The following is a 24,603-nucleotide window of genomic DNA, read 5'->3' on the forward strand; positions in this document are numbered from 1 at the left end:
CGAGGGGGGTTCCGGGGGATTTCCGAGGGGCTCCCGGCGGGCTCCCGGCGGGTTCTCGGGGGGTTCCCGGGGGTTTTGATTCGGTCAGGTTCGCATCTGATCGTGTTATTCACACCCAAACACCCGATATGCACCTAATTTAAGAACCGTGCTCTACGGGATCGCCACTGCCACCGCCGCCCTGTTCCTCGCCGCCGTGCTCTCCGCCCTGCTGCGGGTGCCCGCGCTGCGGCTCGGGCTGGTCGACCGCCGCAGGCTCCGGCCGGTGCCGCTGCTCGGCGGGGTGGCCGTGGTGGGCAGCACCTGCCTGGTCGCGGCGGCGGGCGGCTGGACGGGCGCCGCGCCGCTGAGCGACGGCGTGGGGCGGCTGCTGGCGGCGGGCGCCGGGGTCGCCGTGCTCGGCCTGGTCGCCGACGTGTGGCGGCTGAAGACCGTACTGCTGCTGGTGGGGGCGGCCCTGGCGGCGGCGTGCGTGGTGCCGTACGACGAGACCGGGGTGCCGGGCGGGATCGCCGCGGTGGCCTGGATCGCCTGTGTGGCCGTCGCCTTCCGCGGGCTGGACCACGCCGACGGGCTGGCCGGCACCGTGGGGGTGCTGATGGCCTTCGGGGCGGGCGCGTGCGCGGCGGCCGAGGTGATGGACGACCTGGCGGTGCTGCTGAGCGTGCTCGCCGCCGCCCTCACCGGCTTCCTCATGCACAACTGGCACCCCGCGCGGATCGCGTTCGGCGCCTGCGGCTCGCTGTTCACCGGCTTCGTGCTGGCCGCCTCCGCGGTGCTCGTCCGTACGGGGTACGAGGCCGGGTCCACCGCCGCCGTGCTGTTCGCGCTCACCGCCACGGTGACCGCCGACGCGGTGCTCGTCGTGCTCTCCCGGCGGCTGGCCGGGCGCGCGGTGGCGCGCCGCGGCCCCGACCACCTCGCCCACCGGCTGCGCAGGCTCGGGCTCACCCCGCCGGGCGCCACGGTCGCGCTCGGCACCCTCACCTTCGCGACGGTGCTGGTAGGCGTCCTGGTGCACGCGGGCTGGCTCACCCCGACGAGCGCCCTGTGGACGGCGGGCGCCCTGCTGCCGGTCGTCCTCGGGCTGCTGCGCGTACGGGTGTACGGGCCGCGCCGGGGCACCGGGCCGCACACCGGCGTCACCGGCACGCACACCGGCACGCACACCGGCACGTACAGGACGGGTGCGTACGCGACCGGTGCGTACGCGGCCGGGGCGGGTACCCGCGCCGGGACGGCCACCGGTGCGCGTGCCAGGACGGGGGCACCGGCGGCCCCGGACGCGGGTGCGCGCGGGCGCGCGGGGAAGGCGGGCGCGGGAGCGGGTGCCGCGCTGGGGTTCCTGCGGGCGCTGGGTGGCGGTGTGCGCGGGGGCGTGCGCGGCCTGCGCGCCTCCGGGGGCACCGGCGCCTCCGGCGGCTCCGGGCGGGCGAGCCGGGGCGGCGGCGGGGCTTCGGCGTCCGGCGCCCGGGGCACCCGCACGGCCGCGCCCGGTCCGCGCGGTGCCCGTACGGCGGCGGCCGTGGTCCGTGCGCCGCGGGCGCCCTCGGCCCCGCGCGCCACCCCGCCCGGAGGGCGCTACGCGCCCAGGAGCGGGTCCCGTCCGGCCTTCGGATATCCGGTTCCTCCGCCCCAGCAGACGGCGTCTCCGCAGGTCAGAGAGGCATTGCGTGTAAGGGATGGATAAGACTTGAGTCTGCTGGACTCAGGTCTGTTGACCCCGGCGCCGTCGTCGTGCACACTTGAGTCCGTTGCACTCAAGTCAGCTGGAGGAACTCACCATGGCACGTGCGGTCGGCATCGACCTGGGCACGACTAACTCCGTCGTCAGCGTTCTGGAGGGCGGCGAGCCCACCGTCATCACCAACGCAGAGGGCGCCAGGACCACGCCGTCCGTCGTCGCCTTCGCGAAGAACGGCGAGGTGCTCGTCGGCGAGGTGGCCAAGCGCCAGGCCGTCACCAACGTCGACAGGACCATCCGGTCGGTCAAGCGCCACATGGGCACCGACTGGAAGATCAACCTGGACGGCAAGGACTTCAACCCGCAGCAGATCAGCGCCTTCGTGCTGCAGAAGCTGAAGCGGGACGCCGAGGCGTACCTGGGCGAGAAGGTGACCGACGCGGTCATCACCGTCCCGGCGTACTTCAACGACGCCGAGCGCCAGGCCACCAAGGAGGCCGGTGAGATCGCGGGCCTCAACGTCCTGCGCATCGTCAACGAGCCGACCGCCGCCGCCCTGGCGTACGGCCTCGACAAGGACGACCAGACGATCCTCGTCTTCGACCTCGGCGGCGGCACCTTCGACGTGTCCCTGCTGGAGATCGGCGACGGCGTCGTCGAGGTGAAGGCCACCAACGGCGACAACCACCTCGGTGGTGACGACTGGGACCAGCGCGTCGTCGACTACCTGGTCAAGCAGTTCCAGTCCGGCCACGGCGTGGACCTGTCCAAGGACAAGATGGCCCTCCAGCGCCTGCGCGAGGCCGCCGAGAAGGCCAAGATCGAGCTGTCCTCGTCCACCGAGACCTCGATCAACCTGCCCTACATCACGGCCTCCGCCGAGGGCCCGCTGCACCTGGACGAGAAGCTCACCCGCGCCCAGTTCCAGCAGCTGACCGCCGACCTGCTGGAGCGCTGCAAGACGCCGTTCCACAACGTCATCAAGGACGCCGGCATCTCGATCAACGAGATCGACCACGTCGTCCTGGTCGGCGGCTCCACCCGTATGCCCGCCGTCGCCGAGCTGGTCAAGGAGCTGACCGGCGGCAACGAGGCGAACAAGGGCGTGAACCCGGACGAGGTCGTCGCCATCGGCGCCGCCCTCCAGGCCGGTGTCCTCAAGGGCGAGGTCAAGGACGTCCTGCTGCTCGACGTCACCCCGCTGTCCCTCGGCATCGAGACCAAGGGCGGCATCATGACCAAGCTGATCGAGCGCAACACCACGATCCCGACCAAGCGCTCGGAGATCTTCACCACGGCCGAGGACAACCAGCCGTCGGTGCAGATCCAGGTCTACCAGGGCGAGCGCGAGATCGCGGCCTACAACAAGAAGCTCGGCATGTTCGAGCTGACCGGTCTGCCCCCGGCGCCGCGCGGCGTCCCGCAGATCGAGGTCGCCTTCGACATCGACGCCAACGGCATCATGCACGTGACCGCGAAGGACCTGGGCACGGGCAAGGAGCAGAAGATGACCGTCACCGGCGGCTCCTCGCTGCCGAAGGACGAGGTCGACCGGATGCGCCAGGAGGCCGAGAAGTACGCGGAGGAGGACCACGCCCGCCGCGAGGCCGCTGAGACGCGCAACCAGGGCGAGCAGCTCGTCTACCAGACGGAGAAGTTCCTCAAGGACAACGAGGACAAGGTCCCGGGCGAGATCAAGACCGAGGTCGAGGAGTCCGTCGCCGAGCTGAAGGAGAAGCTCAAGGGCGAGGACAGCGCCGAGATCCGCACCGCCACGGAGAAGGTCGCCGCCGTCTCCCAGAAGCTCGGCCAGGCGATGTACGCCGACGCCCAGGGCGCGCAGGCCGCCGGCGGTGCCGGTGAGGCCGGTGGCGCCTCCCAGGCGAAGGCCGACGACGACGTGGTCGACGCCGAGATCGTCGACGACGAGCGCAAGGACGGTGCCGCGTGACGGAGGAGACCCCGGGCTTCGACGAGCAGCAGCCCGACGTCCCCTCCGGCGCCACCTCCGACGACGCCGAGCCGAAGGCCGCCCCCTCCGCCAAGGAGGAGGGGGCGGCCCCGGCCGGGGACGCCGCTCAGACGGCCGGTCTGACGGCCCAGCTGGACCAGGTCCGTACGGCGCTCGGCGAGCGCACCGCGGATCTCCAGCGGCTCCAGGCCGAGTACCAGAACTACCGCCGCAGGGTCGAGCGCGACCGGGTCGCGGTCAAGGAGGTCGCCGTGGCGAACCTCCTGTCCGAACTGCTGCCCGTGCTCGACGACATCGGGCGGGCGCGCGAGCACGGCGAGCTGGTGGGCGGGTTCAAGTCCGTCGCCGAGTCGCTGGAGACCGTGGCGGCCAAGATGGGACTCCAGCAGTTCGGCAAGGAGGGCGAGCCCTTCGACCCGACGATCCACGAGGCCCTGATGCACAGCTACGCGCCGGACGTCACCGAGACGACCTGCGTGGCGATCCTCCAGCCCGGGTACCGGTTCGGCGAGCGCACCATCCGCCCCGCGCGGGTGGCGGTGGCCGAGCCCCAGCCGGGCGCGCAGACGGTCAAGGCGGCGGACGAGTCCGGCACGGACGCGTCCGACGGCAAGGCCGACGAGAAGGACAGCGGTGGCCCGGACGAGGGCTGACGCTGCGGCAGGCATCGACGCAGGAGAGGAGGGACGTCGGGGTTGAGTACCAAGGACTTCATCGAGAAGGACTTCTACAAGGTCCTCGGCGTCCCCAAGGACGCCACCGAGGCCGAGATCAAGAAGGCGTACCGGAAGCTCGCCCGCGAGTACCACCCGGACGCCAACAAGGGCAACGCCAAGGCCGAGGAGCGCTTCAAGGAGATCTCCGAGGCGAACGACATCCTCGGCGACCCCAAGAAGCGCAAGGAGTACGACGAGGCCCGCGCGCTGTTCGGCGGCGGCGGGTTCCGTCCCGGTCCCGGGGCGGGCGGCGGCTCCTTCAACTTCGACCTGGGCGACCTCTTCGGAGGCGGCGGCCAGGCCGGCGGGACGTCGGGCGGTTTCGGCGGCGGCATCGGTGACGTCTTCGGGGGCCTGTTCAACCGGGGCGGCGCGGGCACCGGTCCGCGCACCCAGCCGCGGCGCGGCCAGGACATCGAGTCCGAGGTCACGCTGAGCTTCACGGAGGCCATCGAGGGGGCCACGGTCCCGCTGCGGATGTCCTCGCAGCAGCCGTGCAAGGCCTGTTCGGGCACCGGCGACAAGAACGGCACGCCGCGGGTGTGCCCGACCTGTGTCGGCACCGGGCAGGTGGCGCGCGGCTCCGGCGGCGGCTTCTCGCTGACCGACCCGTGCCCGGACTGCAAGGGCCGGGGGCTGATCGCGGAGAACCCGTGCGAGGTCTGCTCCGGCTCCGGGCGCGCCAAGTCGTCCCGGACGATGCAGGTGCGGATCCCGGCCGGGGTCAGCGACGGCCAGCGCATCCGGCTGCGCGGCAAGGGCGCGCCGGGCGAGCGCGGCGGTCCGGCGGGCGACCTGTACGTGGTGGTGCACGTCGGGGAGCACGCGGTCTTCGGGCGCAAGGGCGACAACCTCACCGTCACCGTGCCGGTCACGTTCGACGAGGCCGCGCTCGGCGGCGAGGTGCGGGTGCCCACGCTGGGCGGCCCGCCGGTGACGCTGAAGCTGCCCGAGGGCACGCCCAACGGCCGGACGATGCGCGCCCGCGGCAAGGGCGCGGTCCGCAAGGACGGCACACGCGGGGACCTGCTGGTCACCGTCGAGGTGAGTGTTCCCAAGGACGTGTCGGGGAAGGCTCGTGACGCGCTGGAGGCGTATCGCGAGGCGACCGCGGGCCAGGACCCGCGGGCCGAGCTGTTCGAGGCCGCGAAGGGAGCATGAGGGAGATGGACGGCCGCCGTCGCAACCCGTACGAACTGACGGAAGACACACCGGTGTACGTCATCTCCGTGGCGGCGCAGCTGTCCGGACTGCACCCGCAGACCCTCCGTCAGTACGACCGGCTGGGCCTGGTGTCCCCGGACCGCACCGCAGGCCGGGGCCGCCGGTACTCCGCCCGTGACATCGAACTGCTCCGCCAGGTGCAGCAGTTGTCGCAGGACGAGGGCATCAACCTGGCCGGCATCAAGCGCATCATCGAACTGGAGAACCAGGTCGCCGCGTTGCAGTCCCGGGTCGTGGAGTTGCAGTCGGCCCTGGAGGGAGCGGCGGCCACCATGCGCCAGCGCGAGGCCGCCGTGCACGCCTCCTACCGGCGGGACCTCGTCCCGTACCAGGAGGTGCAGCAGACCAGCGCGCTGGTCGTCTGGCGGCCCAAGCGGCAGCAGTCCCCGGACTGACGCCCGCGGCGCGCGCCGTCTCCCGTAGGCCGCGGAAAGGGGGGGCCCGGAGTGATCCGGGCCCCCCTTTCCGCGTTGCCGCGGGCGGTCGTACGGGTCAGACGCGGGCCGCGCGGCGACGGCGGGCGCCGATCCAGGCGGCGGCGCCGCCGAGGGCGACGAGGACACCGGCCAGGGCGGAGTAGAGGCCGGTGGAGGACGCGCCGGTGTGGGCCAGCGAGCCGCCGCCGACGGCGGTCGTGAGGGTGGTGCCGGTGCCACCGCCCGTGCTGCCACCGGTGGCAGCGGTCGGTGCCGTGGTGGAGGCGGAGGCGGAGGCGGACGCGGTGGGCTCGGCGGAGCCGGAGCCAGAGGGAGCCTTGGTCGAGGTGCCGGAGGGGGCGGGGGTGCTCGTCCCGCGGTTCCCGGGGCCTGCCTTCATCCGGACCGCGGCGCCGTTGAACTCGTAGGAGTCACCCATGGAGTAGGCGGCCCTCAGCGGGAACGAGATCTCCTTGTCGATGGAGGTGTTGAGGCTCAGCGAGAAGTACAGCTTGAGGTTCTGGGGGCCCGATGCGGCGCCGAAGCCCTTCGGCAGCGGGGGAAGCTCCCAGACACCCCCGTCGGTCTGGTTCATCGTGACGATCTTGCCGCCGACCTCCGCCTCCAGGATCAGGCGGTTGCGCAGGGTGCCCGACGGAGTGGAGCCGTCGACGTAGACCGTGCGGTTCACCTGTGCCGGGAACTCGCCCGGCCCCGTGGCCGTCGTGGTCAGCACGAGCCCCGCGCGCTGTCCGGGCCGGGCGACGACGCCGTCCCACGTCAACGAGGTGTTCAGCTTGCCCGGCTCGATCTCGGGCCTGGTCCTGAAGACGGCCGTGCCGGCGGCGGGGTCGGTCGCGACGTTGTTGCGCAGCCCGGCGGCGGTCAGTGTGAAGTCGCCGTCGTTGGTGGGGTAGTGGGCGCCCAGACCGACGGTGACCTTCCAGGTGAAGGTGGCCTTGGCCGGGACCGAGAAGGAGGACGACGCGTCGCCGGACGCCGGGTAGAACAGGCCCTGCCACTGACCGTCCTGCTGACCGACCATGGACTTGGTGGCCGGGGCGTCCAGCGCGGTGACACCGAGGACGACGGAGTCGGCGAGCAGCGGGCTCGGGCCCTTGGCGCTGCCCTTCAGCCAGGCCGCGAAGTCCTCAGCGTGGTCGGAGGAGTTGGTGACCGTGAGGGTCATCGACTCGGTGGCGCCGCCGCGCTCCAGCGGACCGGCCGGGCTGGGCGCGCCGAGGGTCATCTTCAGCGGTGCGGTGCCCGCCTGCTCGGCGGCGCCGGCGGTGGCCGGGACGAACACGGCGCCGGCCACGGCGGCGACGACGGTGGTGGCCGCCAGGGTGCGGAGGCGGCGGGCGGTGATGGAACGAGCGGACATGGTGGACTTCCCCCCCGGGAGTCGACAGGGCGCACGGCACGAACGGCGGCCGTGAGCCCGATGAGGCTGCGTGGAACAGAAGAACGCAGGGCGCCCTGGACAGCGTGAGCCGAGAGCGCCGAACGAGCGGTGAGAACGAGTGATGAGAGAGACCGCTTTTCCGGCCGGTCCTGCATTCCCCCCGGCGGTTCGCGGTGCATTCATCTTCACTCACCGTTCGTTCGTGATCGATCCGTGCTTCGTCACCACTTCGCTACGACGGGGGAAGCGCCGGTTCCGCGGCACCGGGTCCGGAGGAGGCGGCCGTGCACGCCTCCTGCCGGGGGTCTCGTCCCGTACCGCGAAGGGGCCGGATCGGTCCGGGCCCTTCGCTTTGCCGAATGGTCCGGACCAAGTGCCCGTAAAAGGCAAGTTCGGTGCGGATTGCGGCCGTTACCGCAAAGTTTCCGTACAGAAAGCGGAACGTGGTGTTGTCATCTCGTTAGCCGGTTCCGCTTGACGCCGGTGGGGGCCGCCGCGTTGGCTTTTCTGGCACCTGGGACGCAATGCTGCGCCCTCGTCCGGAAGGCACCAGAAGTGAGTACCTCGATGCGCCGTACCGCCCTGGCCGTGGCCGCCGCCACGCTGACGTTGCCGCTGACCGCCTGCGGGGCGTTCGGAGGGACGGGCACCAGCAAGGCGAGCCCGGCCAAGGGCGACGACGTGACGGTGGGTCTGCTGCTGCCGGAGACCGCGAACACGCGCTACGACCGGTTCGACGCGCCCGCCCTCAAGAAGAAGGTCGCCGAACTGACCCACGGCAAGGGCCGGGTCACCTACGCCAACGCCGGGGCGAGCGCGAGCAAGCAGGCGAGCCAGATGCAGCAGATGATCGACGACAAGGCCGACGTCATCGTGCTGGACGCCGTCGACTCGCACGGCATCGCCGGGCAGGTGAAGAAGGCCAAGGCCGCCGGTATCCCGGTCATCGCCTACGACCGGCTCGCCGAGGGCCCCATCGACGCGTACATCTCCTTCGACAACGAACTGGTCGGCGAGGTGCAGGGCCGGGCGCTGCTCCAGGCGCTGGGCTCGGACGCCACCAGTTCCGCCAAGGTCGTCATGATCAACGGCTCGCCCACCGACCCGAACGCCAAGCAGTTCAAGGCGGGCGCCCTGGCCCAGCTGAACGGCAAGGTGACGATCGCCAGGTCCTACGACACCAAGGACTGGAAGGCGGAGATCGCCCGCTCGGAGACGGCCGAGGCGATCGAGGCGCTCGGCAAGCACGGGATCGACGCCGTGTACGCCGCCAACGACGGCATGGCGGGCGGCGCCATCGAGGCGCTCAAGGCCGCGGGCGTGACGAAGCTGCCCCCGGTCGTCGGCCAGGACGCCGAACTCCCCGCGGTCCAGCGGATCGTGAGCGACGAACAGTACATGACCGTGTACAAGTCCTATCCGACGGAGGCCGAGAACGCCGCCGAGATGGCCCTCGCCAAGGTGCAGGGCAAGGACATCCAGTTCGACTCGCTGACCCGGGACCGGGTCGACAGCCCGACCACCAAGGGCATTCCCTCGCAGCTCGTCTCCGTGGTCGCGCTGACCAGGACCAACATCAAGGAGACGGTCATCGCCGACGGCGTCTACAAGGTCTCCGACATCTGCACGGCCGACTACCGGGCGGACTGCACGGCGGCCGGGCTGAAGTGACGGACCGGAAGTGACGCGCCGGAAATGACGCGCCGGAAGCGACCGGACGGCGCCCGCGTCGGAGCGGGGTCCCCCGTACGGGTCGTACCGGGGTGCCGTACCTGCCCCCAGCTTGTTGCAAGGGGTGCCCCGGAGGCCCGTACATACCGGGTGGGAACGGTGTTTTCCGCCGCCCGGCCGGAGCGGACCCGTGTTGCACAGGCGGTCCGGGCCGCGCATAGTTGCGCTGCGGAACCACGCGGAAACCGGGGGTGTGATGAGCCATGGCCGGGCACGGGGCGCAGCAGCATCCTCACGGCGCCGACCGACTGTGCGAGGCCGGGGATCGGGTGTATTCCCGGGCCGTACGGCGCGGCCGGGTGCCGCGCGGCGACGCCGACCCGGTGCCCTGCCTGCTTGAACTGGCCCTGCTGCACCCGGACCCGGACGACATGGACTTCCTGGTGCCGACCGCGCCGCAGGAGGTCATGACCCGGCTGCTGCGCGGGATGTACGACGAGGTCAGCGAGAGCCACCGGCGGGTCGGTTCGGCGGTCGCGGCCTTCGAGCGGTACGCGGGCCTCGGCGGCCCGGTGCGGGTCCCCGCCGCGGGCGCCGAGGGCGCCGCGATCCGGGTCCTGGACGGACTGGCGCGGATCCAGGCGGCGATGGACGAGGCCACCCAGGTGTGCACCACCGAGGTGCTGACCGTGCAGCCGGGCGGGATCCGCCGGGAGCACGAGCTGTCGGAGGGGCTGCCGCGGGCGCTGGCGCTGCGCGCCCGCGGGGTGCGCATGCGCGACCTGTACACGCATGTGGCCCGGCACGGGCAGGGCCTGCTCAACTACATGGAGCTGATGGGCGAGGCGGTCGAGGCGCGCACCCTGGACGAGGTGATCGACCGGCTGATCCTGTTCGACCGCACGGTGGCCTTCATCCCGGCCAACGCCGATCACACCATGGCCCTGGAGCTGCGCCACCCGGCACTGGTGGAGTACCTGGTGACGGTCTTCGAGCGGCAGTGGCGGCTGGCGATCCCGCTCTCCGCCGCGCTGCCCGACACCGGGATCGAGGGCATCTCGCACCGGGAGCAGTCGATCGCGGCGCTGCTGGCCGACGGGCACCAGGACGCGGTCATCGCCGAGCGCCTGGGCATCAGCGTGCGCACCTGCCGGGCGCACATCGCCCGGCTGTCGGAGACGCTGGGCGCGGCCAGCCGTACGCAGTTGGGCGTGCGCATCGCCCAGGCGGGCCTGGACGGGCCGCCCCGCGCGGTGGGGGCGGCCGTGGTCAGGGTTCCCGGGGCTCGGGGTCCAGGATCCCCGACCGCCCGATGAGATAGCCGAGCTGCGCCCGGCTCTCGCTGCCCAGGGTGGCGGCGAGCTTGGCTATGTGGACGCGCGCGGTGCGGACGTTCATGCCGAGCCGGTCGGCGATCACCGAGTCGGTGTGGCCCTCGACGAGCAGGCCCGCGATGGCCCGCTGGCGGGCGGTGATGCCGCCCGGGGAGGGCTGCTGGACGGCTGTGGGGTACATCGGGGTGGCCAGCCGCCAGAACCGCTCGAACGTGGTGACGAAGTACGAGACCAGCGCGGGGTGGCGGACCTCCAGGGCGAGGGTGCCGTCCGGGTTGGCGGGGACGTAGGCGACGGTGCGGTCGATGACGACGAGCCGGTCGGTGACCTCGTCCAGGGAGCGGGCCTCGACGTCGCCGTTCAGCTGCTCGTAGCGGGCGTGGGCGAGCGGGAGGTGGCGGTGGGTGTGCTGGTAGAGGGTGCGGATGCGGCCGCCGCGGTCGAGCAGTTCCTGGTCGCGGACCATGGCGATGGCCTCGGCCGCCTCGGCGCGCTCGTGGCTGACGCGGCGCACCGGCGGCTGGACGCACAGGCTCTCGCGGGAGGCGGCGGCCATCGTCTCGGTGATGGCCCGGTTGATCCGCTCGGTGCCGCTGAGCAGCCGTATGGAGGCGCTGTCGGCGGGGCGCGCGGGGCGGTCGTCGATGCGCATCAGGGGCGCGAAGCTCTCGGCGAGGCGCTCCTCCCGGCGGCGTTCGTCGGCGATGCGTTCGGCGGTGGCGCGCAGCAGCCGGTGCAGCGCGGTGGCCGGGGCGACCGGCTCCAGCCGGCCGGGGTCGTCGACCGCGGGGTGCAGCAGGCCGAAGTCGACCAGGCAGGGGGCCTCGTCCGCGGCCTCGGCGGGCAGCCGCCCGTCCCGCAGGGCGCGTTCGTACAGCGTCGTGCCCGCGGAGCACAGCTCGGCGGCGCCGTGCTCCGGGTGCGGTGCCGGGCTCACTGGGTTTCCTCCCGTCTCTTTCAGTGTCCCTGCTCCAGGATCCCGGACTGCGCGATCAGATAGCCGAGCTGGGCCCGGCTGCCGCTGCCCAGGGCGGTGGCCAGTTTGGCGATGTGGGCCCGGCAGGTGCGCACGTTCATGCCGAGCCTGCGGGCGATGGCCTCGTCGACATGGCCCTCGACGAGGAGCTTGGCGATGGAGTGCTGGATCTCGGTGATGCCGTCGGGGGCGGTCTCGTAGGGGGTGCCGGCGCTGAGCGGGACGGCGCGGCTCCACATGAACTCGAAGACCTTGATCAGATAGCGGACCAGGCCGGGGTGGCGCAGTTCCAGGGCGACCTGCTGGTCGTCGCGGGTGGGGATGAACGCGACCGACTCGTCGCAGACGATCAGCCGCTCCACCAGTTCGTCGATCGAGCGGTACTCGACCTTGCCGTCGGCGAGCTGGGCGGCGTAGGCCAGCTTCTCCTGGCTGTAACGTGCGGTGTGCTGGTACAGGGTGCGGATGCGGACGCCGCGCTCGATCAGCGGGCGGTCGCGTTCCAGACCGCGCAGCACGCTGCGCTCCGAGACGCGGTCGCTGGGCTGGACGGTGAGCATCTCGGTGCGGCACTGGGCGGTGGCCAGGTTGAGCGCCGTGTTGATCCGCTCGCCGCCCTCCAGCACCGTGATCGAGTCACCGCCGGAGGTGGTCTGCGCGCTCAGCGCCATGAACGGCTCAAAGGCGTCTGCGAGGTCGCTCGCCGCGCGGCGGCGTTCGGTGATCTCGCGTTCGATGGGGTTGAGCCGCTGGGCGAGGGCGAGCGCCGGGGGTACCGGACGCAGCCAGTCGGGGTCGTCCGGATCGGGATGGAGCAGGGCGAACTCCATCAGACAGGGAGCCGGTTCCGCGTCCGTTCGGGTGATACGTCCCGCGCGCAGAGCGGCCGCGTAGAGGCGGCTGCCGTCCCCGCACAGCTCGTTCATCGCATGGGGATGTGTCGGATTTATGTGATTCGTTGTCAAATCTCCACCCCCCAGGGTCCTGAACATGCAGGAACATGATGCACCGATTGTGTGGCCATGACGTGCCCGAATGAGCCATCGTCGTACGTGACGGGGGAAAAGGGGACCTTCAAGTGAGGACGAAGCCGATTATGGGTAACAGACTGCTTCGCTCGGTGCTTGTCGCCGCCTTCTCCGCCGTTGTGGCCCTCGGCGCGCTGAGTGGCATCCACAGTGCGAAGAGTGATGTTCAGGCGAACAGCACCTGGCCGTCGGTGGCGGTGAACTCCGCCACCACCGGTGAGCGCGCCGCTGCTGCAGATGGAGCCGGGAGTTGATGTGACCACACCACCCGACGACCGTTCCTTCCGCCGTGAAATGGCCACCGCCTACCGCTCCGGCTGGCACTTCATCGACCTGGTCACCGCCATCCCCCACAGCGGTGACTCGCTGATGGTGACCGTCTTCGGAGAGCCGGTCGTCGTCACGCGGGACGAGGACGGGGACGTACGGGCCTACCGGTGCCTGCGGCGTCCTCGGGGGGCGCCGCAGCCCGTACGGTGTGCCATCCGCTACGGAATGATCTTCGTGAACCTGGACCAGCGGGATCACCGGCAGGTGGCGCCGGAGCCCGCCGACATCAGGACCATCTCAGCCACCCCCCGCAGTGCCTGACGCGATTCCCCCGTCGTAACAGATCGCTCAGGCGCTTCCCCCCGCAGCGGCGTCACCGTGACCTGAACACGGTGACGCCGCTGCAGTTTCAGGACGATTCCTCCGGATATCGCCGCCTTGATGCTCTGGCCGGAAACAGCCGCTCCGGGTCTGCGGGCTCAGCCGCGGCCCAGCGCCCGGGTCAGTTCGATCTCGATCACCACGCGCTGCGGATTCGGCCGCGGCGCCCGCAGGTAGCGCTCCGTGTAGCGGCGCTCCGCCTCCGCGACCCGCTCCGGCTCCGTCCGGACGCGGGCCCGCCCCTCCAGCGTGGCCCATCGCCTGCCGTCCACCTGGCACACCGCCGCCACCGCCCCCTCCTCGCCGGCCGCCAGCACATTGCGCGCCTTGGTGCTGGTGCTGCTGGTGATCACCCGTGCCAGCCGCGCCTCGGGGTCGTACGTCACGCCGACCGGCACGACGTGCGGGGTCCCGTCCGGGCGCAGGGTGGTCAGGGTGCACACATGCCGCTCGCGCCAGAAGCTGAGGTACGGCGCGTCGGGAACCCCCGGGTCGAGGGTGTACTTCGTGGTGGCCATGGCAAAAATGTAGGCGCCCGGCCTTGAGTGGAATAGACTCAACTTTGTGCACGTTGATTGAGTCAGTACTGGGAGACGTGGCAGACCGCTGACGCCGAGGAGGAGAGAAGCGACCGTGGACGCCGAGCTGACCAACAGGAGCCGGGACGCCATTCAGGCGGCCGGGAACCGGGCCGTGACCGGGGGGAACCCGGATCTGACCCCTGCCCACCTGCTGCTCGCGCTGCTGGAGGGCCAGGAGAACGAGAACATCATCGACCTGTTGTCGGCCGTCGACGCCGACCAGGCGTCGGTCCGCGCGGGCGCCGAGCGGGTGCTCGCGTCGCTGCCCAGTGTGACCGGGTCCACCGTCGCGCCGCCGCAGCCGAACCGCGAGCTGCTGGCCGTGATCGCGGACGCGCAGAACCGGGCGCGGGACCTGGGCGACGACTACCTGTCCACCGAGCACCTGCTGCTCGGCATCGCCGCGAAGGGCGGCGCGGCCGGCGAGGTGCTCACCGGGCAGGGTGCGAGTGCGAAGAAACTGCAAGAGGCGTTCCAGAAGGCGAGGGGAGGGCGCCGGGTGACCACACCCGACCCCGAGGGCCAGTACAAGGCCCTGGAGAAGTTCGGCACCGACTTCACGGCGGCGGCCCGCGAGGGCAAGCTGGACCCGGTCATCGGCCGGGACCAGGAGATCCGCCGGGTCGTCCAGGTGCTGTCACGGCGTACGAAGAACAACCCGGTCCTCATCGGGGAGCCCGGCGTCGGCAAGACCGCCGTCGTGGAGGGGCTCGCCCAGCGGATCGTCAAGGGTGACGTGCCCGAGTCCCTGAAGAACAAGCGGCTGGTCTCCCTGGACCTCGGGGCGATGGTCGCGGGCGCGAAGTACCGCGGCGAGTTCGAGGAGCGGCTGAAGACCGTCCTGGCCGAGATCAAGGACTCCGACGGCCAGATCATCACCTTCATCGACGAGCTGCACACCGTCGTCGGCGCGGGTGCCGGTGGCGACTCCGCGATGGACGCGGGCAACATGCTCAAGCCGATGCTGGCCCGCGGCGAGCTGCGCATGGTCGGCGCGACCACGCTCGACGAGTACCGCGAGCGGATCGAGAAGGACCCGGCGCTGGAGCGCCGCTTCCAGCAGGTGCTGGTCGCCGAGCCCAGCGTCGAGGACTCCATCGCCATCCTGCGCGGGCTCAAGGGCCGCTACGAGGCCCACCACAAGGTGCAGATCAACGACTCCGCGCTGGTGGCCGCCGCGACCCTGTCCGACCGGTACATCACCTCCCGCTTCCTGCCCGACAAGGCCATCGACCTGGTCGACGAGGCCGCCTCCCGGCTCCGTATGGAGATCGACTCCTCGCCGGTCGAGATCGACGAGCTCCAGCGCGCCGTCGACCGGCTGCGCATGGAGGAGCTGGCGCTCGACAAGGAGACCGACGCGGCCTCCCGCGAGCGGCTGGAGAAGCTGCGCCGCGACCTCGCCGACAAGGAGGAGGAGCTGCGCGGCCTGACCGCCCGCTGGGAGAAGGAGAAGCAGTCCCTCAACCGGGTCGGCGAGCTGAAGGAGAAGCTGGACGACCTGCGCGGGCAGGCCGAGCGCGCCCAGCGCGACGGCGACTTCGACACCGCCTCCAAGCTGCTGTACGCCGAGATCCCGGAGCTGGAGAAGGAACTGGAGGCCGCCTCGCGCGCCGAGGAGGAGGCCGCCAAGGACACCATGGTCAAGGAGGAGGTCGGCCCCGACGACATCGCCGACGTGGTCGCCTCCTGGACCGGGATCCCGGCCGGCCGCCTGCTGGAGGGCGAGACGCAGAAGCTGCTGCGCATGGAGGACGAGATCGGCAGGCGGCTGATCGGGCAGGGCGAGGCCGTGCGCGCCGTCTCCGACGCGGTGCGGCGCAGCCGCGCGGGCATCGCGGACCCGGACCGGCCCACCGGCTCGTTCCTCTTCCTCGGCCCCACCGGTGTCGGCAAGACCGAGCTGGCCAAGGCGCTGGCGGACTTCCTCTTCGACGACGAGCGGGCCATGGTCCGCATCGACATGTCGGAGTACAGCGAGAAGCACAGCGTGGCCCGGCTGGTCGGCGCCCCGCCCGGCTACGTGGGGTACGAGGAGGGCGGCCAGCTCACCGAGGCGGTCCGGCGCCGCCCGTACAGCGTGGTCCTGCTGGACGAGGTGGAGAAGGCGCACCCGGAGGTCTTCGACATCCTGCTCCAGGTGCTCGACGACGGGCGGCTCACCGACGGCCAGGGCCGCACGGTCGACTTCCGCAACGTCATCCTGGTACTGACCTCCAACCTGGGCAGCCAGTTCCTGGTCGACCCGGTCACCAGCGAGGCGGAGAAGAAGGAGCAGGTCCTTGAGGTGGTCCGGGCCTCCTTCAAGCCGGAGTTCCTCAACCGCCTGGACGACCTCGTGGTCTTCTCCGCGCTGACCAAGGAGGAGCTGAGCCGGATCGCGAAGCTGGCCATCGACCGGCTGGCCAAGCGCCTGGCCGAGCGGCGCCTGACGCTGGACGTCACGCCCGAGGCGCTGACCTGGCTCGCCGACGAGGGCATGGACCCGGCCTACGGCGCCCGGCCGCTGCGCCGCCTGGTGCAGACCGCCATCGGCGACCGGCTGGCCCGGGAGATCCTGTCCGGCGAGATCAAGGACGGCGACACGGTCCGGGTGGACCGGTTCGGCGAGGGGCTGCTGGTGGGACCGGCGACGGGCAGGACGGCGACGGGCAAGACGCTGTAGGCACCGGCGCGCGGATCCCTGGTCTGCCGCTCAGACGGTGAACGCGGTGAAGGTGACGAGGGCCTGGTCCGGGCCCTCGTACACCACCGCCACCTGGACGGCGGCGGCGCCGAAACCGGGGTCGGCGCTGCCGGGGACCCGCCCGGCGCGGTTCCCGTCGCCCTCGGTGAGACCCAGGTCGAGGCAGAGGCCGGCGGGGTCCGCGGAGCCCGCAGAGCGCGAAGGACCCGCAGAGCCCGGAGAACCCGCAGAGTCCGGGACGCAGGACGCCGTCCCGGACTCCGGCGCGTCCGGGTAGGTGGCGCGCAGCCAGCCCCGCACGTCCCGGCGCGGCATCCGGAAGACGGCCTCGTACTCGGTGTCCAGCCAGGTCCGTACGGTGCACCGGGCGTCGTGGGCGCCCGCCGGGAGCCGCGCGCCGCCGAAGGCGAGTGCCTCGGCGCAGTCCGCCTGCCGCGGTCCGCCGGGTTCGTCCCGCGCCTCGCCCGCCGCTGCCGCGGCGAGCACGCCCAGGGCGGCCAGGGCCGCCGCCACCGGCGCCGCGAGGACCGCCGCGAGCGGCCACCACAGGCGTCCGCGCGCTCCGCCCCGGCCCGCCGCCGCGCCGGGTCCGCGCACCATGTCGTCCCCCGTTCCCCGTACGGTGTCACCTCGTGGGCCGGATCATGTCAGCCCACGGCTGACAGGCCCCGCCGGGGCTTGCCACCCCCCTCCCCGCATGGGGGAGGATGACAGGATCCGTACGAAGGGAAAAACACGGTGAGCATCGACCCGTCCTCGATTCCGAACTTCGGGGGCCAGCCCGAGCCGCAGCCCCAAGGACCGGCGGGCCCCGTCGTCCCGGATCAGGACCTCGTGAAGCAGCTCCTGGACCAGATGGAACTGAAGCACCTCGTCGACGAAGAGGGTGACCTCGTCGCGCCGTGGGAGCAGTTCCGCACGTACTTCATGTTCCGCGGCGAGGACGACCAGCAGGTCTTCTCGGTGCGGACGTTCTACGACCGGCCGCACAAGATCGACGAGAAGCCGCAGCTCCTGGAGTCCATCGACGACTGGAACCGGCGCACCCTGTGGCCCAAGGTCTACACCCACACCCACGACGACGGCACCGTCCGCCTCATCGGCGAGGCGCAGATGCTGATCGGCATGGGCGTCAGCATCGAGCACTTCGTCTCCTCGACGGTCAGCTGGGTGCGGGCCGCCCTGGAGTTCGACCGCTGGCTCATCGAGCAGCTCGGCCTGGAGGGCGAGTCCGGCGAGGCCGCCCAGCCCGAGGAGGGCGACGGAGAGGCGTAACCGCCGCCTCTCCCTCGGCGAACGAGAGCCCGGCCGGGGCGCGCACCGTCTTCGACGGGCGCGCCGGGGCCGGGCTCTCGCCGTGCGCGGCGGGGGCCGGGCCCGTATGCGTGCACCGCCCGTCCACAGGCTGTGGAGAACCCCGGCCCGCGCGGGCCGGGGAGGGACTTCAGCCCGCGAGCTTCCCGAGCCGCTCCGCCGCCTCCTGGAGGACCGGGACCTGCTTGCAGAAGGCGAAGCGGACGAAGGGCGCGCCCTCGTCGCGGTGGTCGTAGAAGACCGCGTTCGGGATGGCGACCACACCGGCCCGCTCCGGCAGCGCGCGGCAGAAGGCGAAGCCGTCGCTCTCGCCGAGCGGACGGATGTCGGTGGTGACGAAGTAGGTGCCCGCGGGCCTGAACACCGTGAAGCCCGCCTGCGCGAGCCCGGCCGTCAGGACGTCCCGGCGGGCCAGCATCTCGGCGCGGAAGCCGGTGAAGAATGACTCGGGCAGCGCCAGTGCCTCGGCGACCGCGTACTGGAAGGGGCCCGAGGCCACGTACGTCAGGAACTGCTTGGCCGAGCGCACCGCCGTGACCAGGCCGGGTGCCGCGGTGATCCAGCCGACCTTCCAGCCGGTGAAGGAGAACGTCTTTCCGGCGGAGCCGATCGTGACCGTGCGCTCGCGCATGCCGGGGAGAGTGGCGAGGGGGATGTGCACGGCGTCGTCGTAGACCAGGTGTTCGTACACCTCGTCGGTGATCACGAGCAGATCGCGTTCCACGGCGAGCTCGGCGACGGCCGTCAGCTCCTCGCGGGTGAGGACCGTGCCGGTGGGGTTGTGCGGGGTGTTGATCAGCAGCAGCCGGGTGCGGTCGGTGACCGCGGCGCGCAGTTCGTCGAGGTCCAGCCGGAACGCGCCGTCGTGCGGGCGCAGCGTCACCGGCACCCGGCGGCCGCCCGCCATGGCGATGCAGGCCGCGTAGGAGTCGTAGTACGGCTCCAGGGCGACCACCTCGTCGCCGGGCTCCAGCAGCCCCAGCAGCGCCGCCGCGATGGCCTCGGTGGCGCCCGCCGTGACCAGCACCTCGGTGTCCGGGTCGTAGGAGAGGCCGTAGCGGCGCTGCTGGTGGGCGGCGACGGCGGTACGCAGCTCCGGGACGCCGGGGCCGGGCGGGTACTGGTTGCCGCGGCCGTCGCGCAGCGCCCGCACGGCGGCCTCGCGGATCTCCTCGGGGCCGTCGGTGTCGGGGAACCCCTGCCCCAGGTTGATGGAGCCGGTCGCGGCGGCCAGGGCGGACATCTCGGCGAAGACGGTCGTCCCGAACTCGGCGAGCCGGCGGTTGAGCAGGGGGCGTGCGCTGGAGGTCATGCCGGTCATCCTGCGCCCAAGCTCTGGACTTCCTCAAGTGTGCTTTGGGCCGGGCGGCGGCCGGGCATCTCCCGGGCACGCAGGGAGCGGAACGCCCACGGGGGGCCGTTTCGGGGGACCCGCGGGCGCCGCCCGCGGGATCGGAAGGGAGCGTGGAGCTCATGGGGGGTGCGGTGGTTCTGGTACTGGTCGCGGCGGTGTTCGGCGCGGTCCTGGTCGGGGCCGTGCGCCGGGGCCGCGGGCGCGGGCGGAAGGTCGCGCTGTCCAAGGGGCGGCGCGTGCGGCGCGGGGTGAGCGGGGGCGGCGCCGGGGGAGCGGGGTGGTGGGCGTCCTCGGACGGCGGCTCCGGCGGGGACTCGTCCTCCGGGCACCACTCCGGCGGCCATCACTCGGGCGGTCACTCGGGCGGCCATCACTCCTGCGGGGGCCACTCCTCCTGCGGGGGCCACTCCTCGTGCGGCGGGGGTTCGTCCTGCGGGGGCGGGTGCGGGGGCGGCTGACGCGCGGCGCCGGAACGGGAGAAGGACCGCGCCTCGGCGCGCGCCCCGTGCGCGCCGAGGCGTACGCCGTGGTTGAACAGTTGAGCAGGTAGGCCCTCTGAGGGATGGAAACCCTCCGAAGTTGGGTAAAAAGGCTGTGGCGGCACCGCCGTTCATGGTTCGCTCTACTCGCCGACGCAGCCCCCAGGACATCCTGCTCACACCTCTTCCGAACTGGTTTCTGGACCGGATTCCGAACTGGTTCCGAACCGGGGTGGCCGGGCCGTCCTCCTCGTGTCGACCGGGGTGCGCCGGGCCCCAAGTCTTCTTTCTTCTGCGTGCTAGCGGAGCCGATCCATGCTCACGACCCTGAACACCTCCTACACCGACACGAGCGCCGCCGACCTCGCCTGGGCCCTGGGGCGCGAACCACTGCCCGCCCTGGCCGTGCTCGACCTCGAAATGGCCGAGGCGAAACTCCAGTTGAGACTTCTCGGCGCCTCCCATCAGGTCCTCCTGGAGGAGGAGCGGGGCGCGTGTTCGGAGACGGTCGCGTGCATCGCGGGCTCCAGCACGCCCCTGCCGCTCGGCGTGGCCAAGCGCGTGGGCGACTGGGAGTACGAGTTCGCGGCGCGCGTCGAGGAACTCACGCCCGGCTCGTTCGCGGGCCGCGCCCAGGAGTTGCTGGCCCTCGTCTCCGACCACCCGCACGGACTGGCCGGCGTCTTCCCGGGCAGCCCGCACGCGTTCACCGCGATGCTGGCGCAGCGGCAGGGCGGCCAGGTCCACTGGCGCACCTGGCACGCCTATCCGCAGGACGGCCAGTTGGTGGCGACCCGCACCCGGGTCGGCGCCCGCCGCCGGGCGCCGGTTCCGGTCAGGTGAGGGGGTCCGTCAAACGCGGGGGGCAGCCGCAACTCCGGTTTCCACACGTGTGGGTGACGATACGTGATAGATCTGTGACGTAACGTCACAGTTGTGATCGAACCGCATGCCCCGGCCCCGCCCGGTCCGGCCCCGCCCCCCTCGGCCCTGCCTCCCTCGGCTCTGCCCTCTTCGGCTCGGCCCTCCTCGGCCTCCTCGGCTCCGACCCGTGCGGCTCCGGGCCGCCGTCCTGATCCGCCCCGTTCCGGCCCGCCCCGCCCGAAGCCGCCAGGCGCCACGGCGTCCGGCCCGAAGGCGTCCCGGAGCTGCGCCGATCCCGTGTGGCTGCCCGTGCGGCCGGGCACCGGGCGGTTCCTCGTCCTCGCGGGCGTCTTCGTCTGCGCCGCCTGCGGCCTGGTGTACGAACTCGAACTGGTCGCCCTCGCCTCGTACTTGATCGGCGACTCGGTCACCCAGGCGTCCGTCGTGCTGTCCCTCATGGTGTTCGCCATGGGGATCGGCTCGCTCGCCGCCAAGCGGCTGCGCCGGCACGCCGCCGTCGCCTTCGGCGCGATCGAGGCGACGCTCGCCCTCGTCGGCGGCCTGAGCGCCATGGCGCTCTACGCCGTGTTCGCCTGGACCGGCGCCTGGGGCGGCCTGTGGACGAACGGCCCGCGCTGCTTGCTGGTCGCCTTCTCGCTGGCGATCGGGCTGCTGATCGGCGCCGAGGTACCGCTGCTGATGGAGCTGATCCAGCGGATCCGCCGCCAGGACGCGGGCGGCGCGGTCGCCGACCTGTTCGCCGCCGACTACGTCGGCGCCCTCGTCGGCGGCCTCGCCTTCCCCTTCCTGCTGCTGCCGCTGCTGGGCCAGTTGACCGGTGCGCTGCTCACCGGCGCGGTCAACATCGTGGCCGGGGGCGCCCTCGTGCTCGGCCTGTTCCGGCGCGACCTGAGCCGCCGCGCCCGCTGGCTGCTGCTCGCCGTCAACCTCACCGTGCTCGGCCTGCTGGCCTCGGCAGCCGTCCTGGTCGACGACTTCGAACAGGCGGCGCGGCACGCGGTGTACGGCGACGATGTGCGCGTGGCGGCACAGAGCGGCGTCCAGGAGATCGTCCTCACCGGCGGCACCCGGGGCCGCCCGCTCGATCTGTTCCTCGACGGGCGGCTGCGGGTGGGCGGCCAGGACCAGCGCCGCTACCACGAGGCGCTGGTCCGCCCCGCGATGAGCGGTCCGCACGCGCGCGTGCTGATCCTCGGCGGCGGCGACGGCCTCGCCGCCCGCGAGGTGCTGCGCCACCCGGGCGTCGAGCGGGTGGACCTCGTGGAACTGGACCCGGCCGTCGTCCGCCTCGCCCGCACGGACCCGGCGCTGGCCCGGCTGAACGGCCATGTCTACCGCGACCGGCGCCTCCATGTGACCACGGCCGACGCCTTCGGCTGGCTGCGCGGGGCACCGGCGGCGGCGTACGACGTCGTGATCGAGGATCTGCCCGATCCGGGCATCACGGCGAGCACCAAGCTGTACGCACAGGAGTTCTACGGTCTGGCGCGGCGCACCCTGGCGCCCGGCGGGCGGCTCGCGGTGCACGCCGGGCCCTTCTCCTCCCGTCCGCACGTCTTCTGGACGGTGGACGCCACGGTGCGCGCCGCCGGGCTGCGGACCGCGCCCTACCGGGTGACCGGCCGCGACTCCGGCTTCGCCGCGGGTCCCGACCGGACCACCGGCGCGGCCCGCGCGCCCCGCGACTGGGGCTTCCTGCTGGCCTCGCGCACCGCACCCGTCCTCACCCTGGACCGCGGGGCGCCGCGCCCGAGCACCCTCACCCCCGGCGCTCTGGCCGCCGACGCCCGCGCCGCGGCCCGTGCCCGGGTCCCGGACCTGCCTCCCTCGACACTCGTCCACCCGCGGTACGCCGGTTGAGGCAACGTTCCTGCGGAACGGGCGGCGGCGCGCGGGGGAGCGCGAGGGCGCGCGGGGGCTGTGGAGGCCGTGGGGCCCGGGAGAGACCCGGAGGGAGTGAGAGGGGAGTGGGCCGGGGGAGTGGCGGGCCGTCCCCCTCTCCCCCCGGGAGCGGGACGGGCCGCCGTACCCCCAAGCGCCTCCCCCGTCGGACGGCACCCCGCGGTTCCGCGTACGTCGCCGGTGTCCCCGGTATCCCCGGTATCCCCGGTATCTCCCGTACGTCCCCCGTACGTCCCGCGTGACGCCGTCGCCGCACGAACCTACGGGCCGCCGGGGACCCGCGCATCCCGCCAGGGGTGGAGGCGCCGTCAACCTGTGCGGTACTTCCGCCGTCCGCCTCCACCTTCCGCGGTACGGCGCAGGGGTGACGCGGCGGCCCGTGCACGGGGTCTACGCTCCGGCGATGCGGATTCACCCCCGCGCGGTCGACGGCCTGACGGCCCTGGTGGCGACGGCCGTGGCGGGCCTGCTCGGTGCCGAGGCCGCCGCCCAGGGGTGGCCGCCGTTCGACCCCGCCGCCTGGGCCCTCGTCGCCCTGGCCAATCTGTCGCTCGCCCTGCGCGGCCGGGCCCCGCTCGGCGTCTTCCTCTTCGTTCATCTGTGCTGGATCGCGTATGTGGCGCTCGGCCACTGGCCGGTGGTGGACACGCCCGCCGCCATGGTCGCCCTCTACACGGTGGCCGCCGCCCGCCCCGCCCGGACCGCCGCCGTCTGCGCCGTGCTGCTGGGCGGGACCTGGGTCTACGCCGGAGTGGTCAGCCACTCCGACACCATGGCGTCCGTCGTCGGCCAGGCCGTCGGCTACCCGCTCGTCCTGTGGCGGTTCGGCCAGGTCGCCCGCCGGTCCGCCGAGCTGACCGTGCGGCTGCGGGCCGAACAGGCCGAGCGGGCCCGGCGCGAGGTCGCCGGGGAGCGGGTGCGGATCGCGCGCGAACTGCACGACGTGATCGCCCACCACATGGCCGTGATCACCATTCAGGCGGGCCTCGCCCGGTTCGTCCTCGACACCGACACCCGCACCGCCCGCCAGGCACTCACCACCATCGGCGCGGCGGGCGGCGAGGCCCTGGCCGAGCTGCGGCGGATGCTGGGGCTGCTGCGCGCTGAAGGAGCCGAAGGAGCCGAAGGAGCCGAAGGAGCCGCCGGGACCGGCGGGACCGGCAGGACCCCCGGGACCGGCGAGATCTACGGCCTCCGGGAGGGCGGCGCCGCCACCGAGCCGGCCCCCGGCCTCGACCGGCTGGGGGAGCTGGTGGAACGGGTCCGGGCCGGGGGCGTCCGCGTCGGCGTACGGATCCGCGGCACCCCCCGGCCGCTGCCCCCGGGAGTGCAGCTGTGCGTCTACCGGGTGGTCCAGGAGGCCCTGACGAACGTGCTGAAGCACGCCCCGGGCGCCCGCGCGGACGTAGAACTCGTCTATCTGCCGCACGAGTTGACGGTTTCGGTGACCGATGACGGAGGGAATCGAGCCAGAACGGCCGGGACCGGCGGCCATGGCTTGATCGGTATGCGCGAGCGCGCCAAGCTCTACGACGGGACGATCGCCGTCGGACCGCGGCGCGAGGGGGGATTCGGTGTGCGCCTGACCCTTCCGACACCACCGCCGGAACAGGCCGCACGCCGGGGAGGCGCCGACACGGAATGATCCAAGTGCTGGTGGTGGACGACCAGTTCCTCGTCCGCAGCGGACTGGCCGCGCTGCTGCGCGCCGCCCCCGGGATGGAGGTCGCCGGGGAGGCGGCGGACGGCGCCGAGGCCGTGGCGCTGGCCGCGCGGATCCGCCCGGACGTGATCCTCATGGACATCCGGATGCCCGGGACGACGGGCATCGAGGCGACCCGCCGGATCCTCGCCGAGGCGCGGGGCCCGGCACCGCGCATCCTGATCCTCACCACCTTCGACCTCGACGAGTACGTGTACGACGCCCTGCGGGCCGGTGCGTCGGGCTTCCTGCTGAAGGACGCAGGGCCCGAACGGCTGCTGGCCGCGGTGACCGCCGTGCACGGCGGCGACTCGCTCTTCGCGCCCGGCGTCACCCGGCGCCTGGTGGAGGCGTTCACCCAGCGCCCGGACACCCCGGCCGAGCCCGCGGGCCCGCCGTCCCGGCTGGGCGCGCTGACCTCCCGGGAGGTCGAGGTGCTACGCCTGGTCGCCCGCGGCCTGACCAACGCCGAGGCCGCCGACCGCCTCTTCATCAGCGAGGCCACGGTCAAGACGCACCTCAACCGGACCATGACCAAGCTCGGCCTCGCCAGCCGCGCCCAGGCGGTGGTGCTCGCCTACGAGACGGGCCTGGTGCGCCCGGGGAGCGAGACCTGACCGTCG

At 72.6% G+C, this 24,603-nt stretch carries 20 protein-coding genes; 14 read left to right on the forward strand and 6 right to left on the reverse strand.

Annotated features, from left to right (window positions below):
- The first annotated feature begins 148 nt into the window (after positions 1-148).
- The 5 genes from ACWDYF_RS09075 (at position 149) to ACWDYF_RS09095 (ending at position 5,991) form a co-directional block, all read left to right on the forward strand.
- The gene (locus ACWDYF_RS09075) at positions 149-1,690 is read left to right on the forward strand and encodes an MraY family glycosyltransferase (RefSeq protein ID WP_389462658.1); all 1,542 of its coding nucleotides are present in this window, start codon (positions 149-151) and stop codon (positions 1,688-1,690) included.
- Positions 1,691-1,784: 94 nt separating this feature from the next.
- Complete coding sequence (gene dnaK, locus ACWDYF_RS09080; RefSeq protein ID WP_037894325.1) at positions 1,785-3,635, forward strand: molecular chaperone DnaK; 1,851 nt, start codon at positions 1,785-1,787, stop codon at positions 3,633-3,635.
- Entirely contained in the window at positions 3,632-4,309 is a 678-nt protein-coding gene (grpE, locus tag ACWDYF_RS09085; protein WP_381740974.1) for a nucleotide exchange factor GrpE, read from the forward strand. Before dnaK ends, grpE begins: the two co-directional genes overlap by 4 nt.
- A 42-nt stretch (positions 4,310-4,351) precedes the next feature.
- On the forward strand, positions 4,352-5,533 hold the full coding sequence (gene dnaJ / locus ACWDYF_RS09090; protein ID WP_064534301.1) for a molecular chaperone DnaJ: 1,182 nt from the start codon (positions 4,352-4,354) through the stop codon (positions 5,531-5,533).
- A gap of 5 nt (positions 5,534-5,538) precedes the next feature.
- On the forward strand, positions 5,539-5,991 hold the full coding sequence (locus ACWDYF_RS09095; protein ID WP_018569029.1) for a heat shock protein transcriptional repressor HspR: 453 nt from the start codon (positions 5,539-5,541) through the stop codon (positions 5,989-5,991).
- Between the two features lie 97 nt (positions 5,992-6,088).
- Here the strand turns inward: ACWDYF_RS09095 and ACWDYF_RS09100 are convergent, their stop codons facing one another.
- Positions 6,089-7,396, reverse strand: coding sequence for an LPXTG cell wall anchor domain-containing protein (locus ACWDYF_RS09100; RefSeq protein WP_389462656.1), 1,308 nt, complete (start codon positions 7,394-7,396; stop codon positions 6,089-6,091).
- A 588-nt stretch (positions 7,397-7,984) separates the two neighbouring features.
- On the opposite strand from ACWDYF_RS09100, the gene ACWDYF_RS09105 reads away from it, so the two are divergent.
- Complete coding sequence (locus ACWDYF_RS09105) at positions 7,985-9,088, forward strand: sugar ABC transporter substrate-binding protein (protein ID WP_381741047.1); 1,104 nt, start codon at positions 7,985-7,987, stop codon at positions 9,086-9,088.
- 263 nt (positions 9,089-9,351) lie between these two features.
- Positions 9,352-10,404, forward strand: coding sequence for a helix-turn-helix transcriptional regulator (locus ACWDYF_RS09110; RefSeq protein ID WP_381740970.1), 1,053 nt, complete (start codon positions 9,352-9,354; stop codon positions 10,402-10,404).
- Here ACWDYF_RS09110 and ACWDYF_RS09115 read toward each other — a convergent pair.
- Together ACWDYF_RS09115 and ACWDYF_RS09120 are read right to left on the reverse strand one after the other, a co-directional pair.
- Positions 10,358-11,359, reverse strand: a complete 1,002-nt coding sequence (locus ACWDYF_RS09115) for a helix-turn-helix transcriptional regulator (protein WP_389462655.1) — start codon at positions 11,357-11,359, stop codon at positions 10,358-10,360. The two genes, ACWDYF_RS09110 and ACWDYF_RS09115, sit on opposite strands and share 47 nt — an antisense overlap.
- A 20-nt stretch (positions 11,360-11,379) precedes the next feature.
- A complete protein-coding gene (locus ACWDYF_RS09120; RefSeq protein ID WP_018569024.1) occupies positions 11,380-12,324 on the reverse strand; it encodes a helix-turn-helix domain-containing protein in 945 nt (314 codons plus the stop codon).
- A gap of 357 nt (positions 12,325-12,681) precedes the next feature.
- Between ACWDYF_RS09120 and ACWDYF_RS09125 the strand changes: the two genes are divergently transcribed.
- Entirely contained in the window at positions 12,682-13,017 is a 336-nt protein-coding gene (locus ACWDYF_RS09125) for a Rieske (2Fe-2S) protein (protein WP_026252727.1), read from the forward strand.
- A 158-nt stretch (positions 13,018-13,175) separates the two neighbouring features.
- Here the strand turns inward: ACWDYF_RS09125 and ACWDYF_RS09130 are convergent, their stop codons facing one another.
- Positions 13,176-13,595, reverse strand: a complete 420-nt coding sequence (locus ACWDYF_RS09130; protein WP_381740966.1) for a pyridoxamine 5'-phosphate oxidase family protein — start codon at positions 13,593-13,595, stop codon at positions 13,176-13,178.
- 115 nt (positions 13,596-13,710) lie between these two features.
- Here ACWDYF_RS09130 and clpB point away from each other — a divergent pair, with 115 nt between their 5' ends.
- Positions 13,711-16,323, forward strand: coding sequence for an ATP-dependent chaperone ClpB (clpB, locus tag ACWDYF_RS09135; protein ID WP_389462654.1), 2,613 nt, complete (start codon positions 13,711-13,713; stop codon positions 16,321-16,323).
- Positions 16,324-16,353: 30 nt separating this feature from the next.
- On the opposite strand, the gene ACWDYF_RS09140 is transcribed toward clpB, so the two are convergent.
- Positions 16,354-16,944 (reverse strand): hypothetical protein, encoded by a 591-nt coding sequence (locus ACWDYF_RS09140; RefSeq protein ID WP_389462653.1) that lies wholly within the window; start codon positions 16,942-16,944, stop codon positions 16,354-16,356.
- Positions 16,945-17,082: 138 nt separating this feature from the next.
- Between ACWDYF_RS09140 and ACWDYF_RS09145 the strand changes: the two genes are divergently transcribed.
- Entirely contained in the window at positions 17,083-17,619 is a 537-nt protein-coding gene (locus tag ACWDYF_RS09145) for a YbjN domain-containing protein (RefSeq protein ID WP_064534306.1), read from the forward strand.
- 169 nt (positions 17,620-17,788) lie between these two features.
- Here the strand turns inward: ACWDYF_RS09145 and ACWDYF_RS09150 are convergent, their stop codons facing one another.
- The gene (locus ACWDYF_RS09150; RefSeq protein WP_389462652.1) at positions 17,789-18,979 is read right to left on the reverse strand and encodes a pyridoxal phosphate-dependent aminotransferase; all 1,191 of its coding nucleotides are present in this window, start codon (positions 18,977-18,979) and stop codon (positions 17,789-17,791) included.
- Between the two features lie 827 nt (positions 18,980-19,806).
- Here ACWDYF_RS09150 and ACWDYF_RS09155 point away from each other — a divergent pair.
- The 4 genes from ACWDYF_RS09155 (at position 19,807) to ACWDYF_RS09170 (ending at position 24,597) form a co-directional block, all read left to right on the forward strand.
- Positions 19,807-20,334, forward strand: a complete 528-nt coding sequence (locus ACWDYF_RS09155; RefSeq protein WP_018569013.1) for a DUF2617 family protein — start codon at positions 19,807-19,809, stop codon at positions 20,332-20,334.
- Between the two features lie 93 nt (positions 20,335-20,427).
- Positions 20,428-22,236, forward strand: a complete 1,809-nt coding sequence (locus tag ACWDYF_RS09160) for a polyamine aminopropyltransferase (RefSeq protein ID WP_451584271.1) — start codon at positions 20,428-20,430, stop codon at positions 22,234-22,236.
- Between the two features lie 445 nt (positions 22,237-22,681).
- Complete coding sequence (locus ACWDYF_RS09165) at positions 22,682-23,923, forward strand: sensor histidine kinase (RefSeq protein WP_389462651.1); 1,242 nt, start codon at positions 22,682-22,684, stop codon at positions 23,921-23,923.
- Entirely contained in the window at positions 23,920-24,597 is a 678-nt protein-coding gene (locus tag ACWDYF_RS09170; RefSeq protein ID WP_389462650.1) for a response regulator, read from the forward strand. The genes ACWDYF_RS09165 and ACWDYF_RS09170 overlap by 4 nt, the downstream gene beginning before the upstream one ends.
- Positions 24,598-24,603 lie beyond the last annotated feature (6 nt).

The organism is Streptomyces sp. NPDC003284 (genome assembly GCF_053589675.1).

What these genes read in the sequence shown, in the direction of transcription:
- dnaK (WP_037894325.1), top strand. Translation starts at nt 1,785, where the DNA reads ATGGCACGTGCGGTCGGCATCGACCTGGGCACGACTAACTCCGTCGTC.
- ACWDYF_RS09095 (WP_018569029.1), top strand. Translation starts at nt 5,539, where the DNA reads ATGGACGGCCGCCGTCGCAACCCGTACGAACTGACGGAAGACACACCG.
- ACWDYF_RS09100 (WP_389462656.1), bottom strand. Translation starts at nt 7,396, where the DNA reads ATGTCCGCTCGTTCCATCACCGCCCGCCGCCTCCGCACCCTGGCGGCC.
- ACWDYF_RS09105 (WP_381741047.1), top strand. Translation starts at nt 7,985, where the DNA reads ATGCGCCGTACCGCCCTGGCCGTGGCCGCCGCCACGCTGACGTTGCCG.
- ACWDYF_RS09110 (WP_381740970.1), top strand. Translation starts at nt 9,352, where the DNA reads ATGGCCGGGCACGGGGCGCAGCAGCATCCTCACGGCGCCGACCGACTG.
- ACWDYF_RS09120 (WP_018569024.1), bottom strand. Translation starts at nt 12,324, where the DNA reads ATGAACGAGCTGTGCGGGGACGGCAGCCGCCTCTACGCGGCCGCTCTG.
- ACWDYF_RS09130 (WP_381740966.1), bottom strand. Translation starts at nt 13,595, where the DNA reads ATGGCCACCACGAAGTACACCCTCGACCCGGGGGTTCCCGACGCGCCG.
- ACWDYF_RS09140 (WP_389462653.1), bottom strand. Translation starts at nt 16,944, where the DNA reads ATGGTGCGCGGACCCGGCGCGGCGGCGGGCCGGGGCGGAGCGCGCGGA.
- ACWDYF_RS09150 (WP_389462652.1), bottom strand. Translation starts at nt 18,979, where the DNA reads ATGACCGGCATGACCTCCAGCGCACGCCCCCTGCTCAACCGCCGGCTC.
- ACWDYF_RS09155 (WP_018569013.1), top strand. Translation starts at nt 19,807, where the DNA reads ATGCTCACGACCCTGAACACCTCCTACACCGACACGAGCGCCGCCGAC.
- ACWDYF_RS09165 (WP_389462651.1), top strand. Translation starts at nt 22,682, where the DNA reads ATGCGGATTCACCCCCGCGCGGTCGACGGCCTGACGGCCCTGGTGGCG.
- ACWDYF_RS09170 (WP_389462650.1), top strand. Translation starts at nt 23,920, where the DNA reads ATGATCCAAGTGCTGGTGGTGGACGACCAGTTCCTCGTCCGCAGCGGA.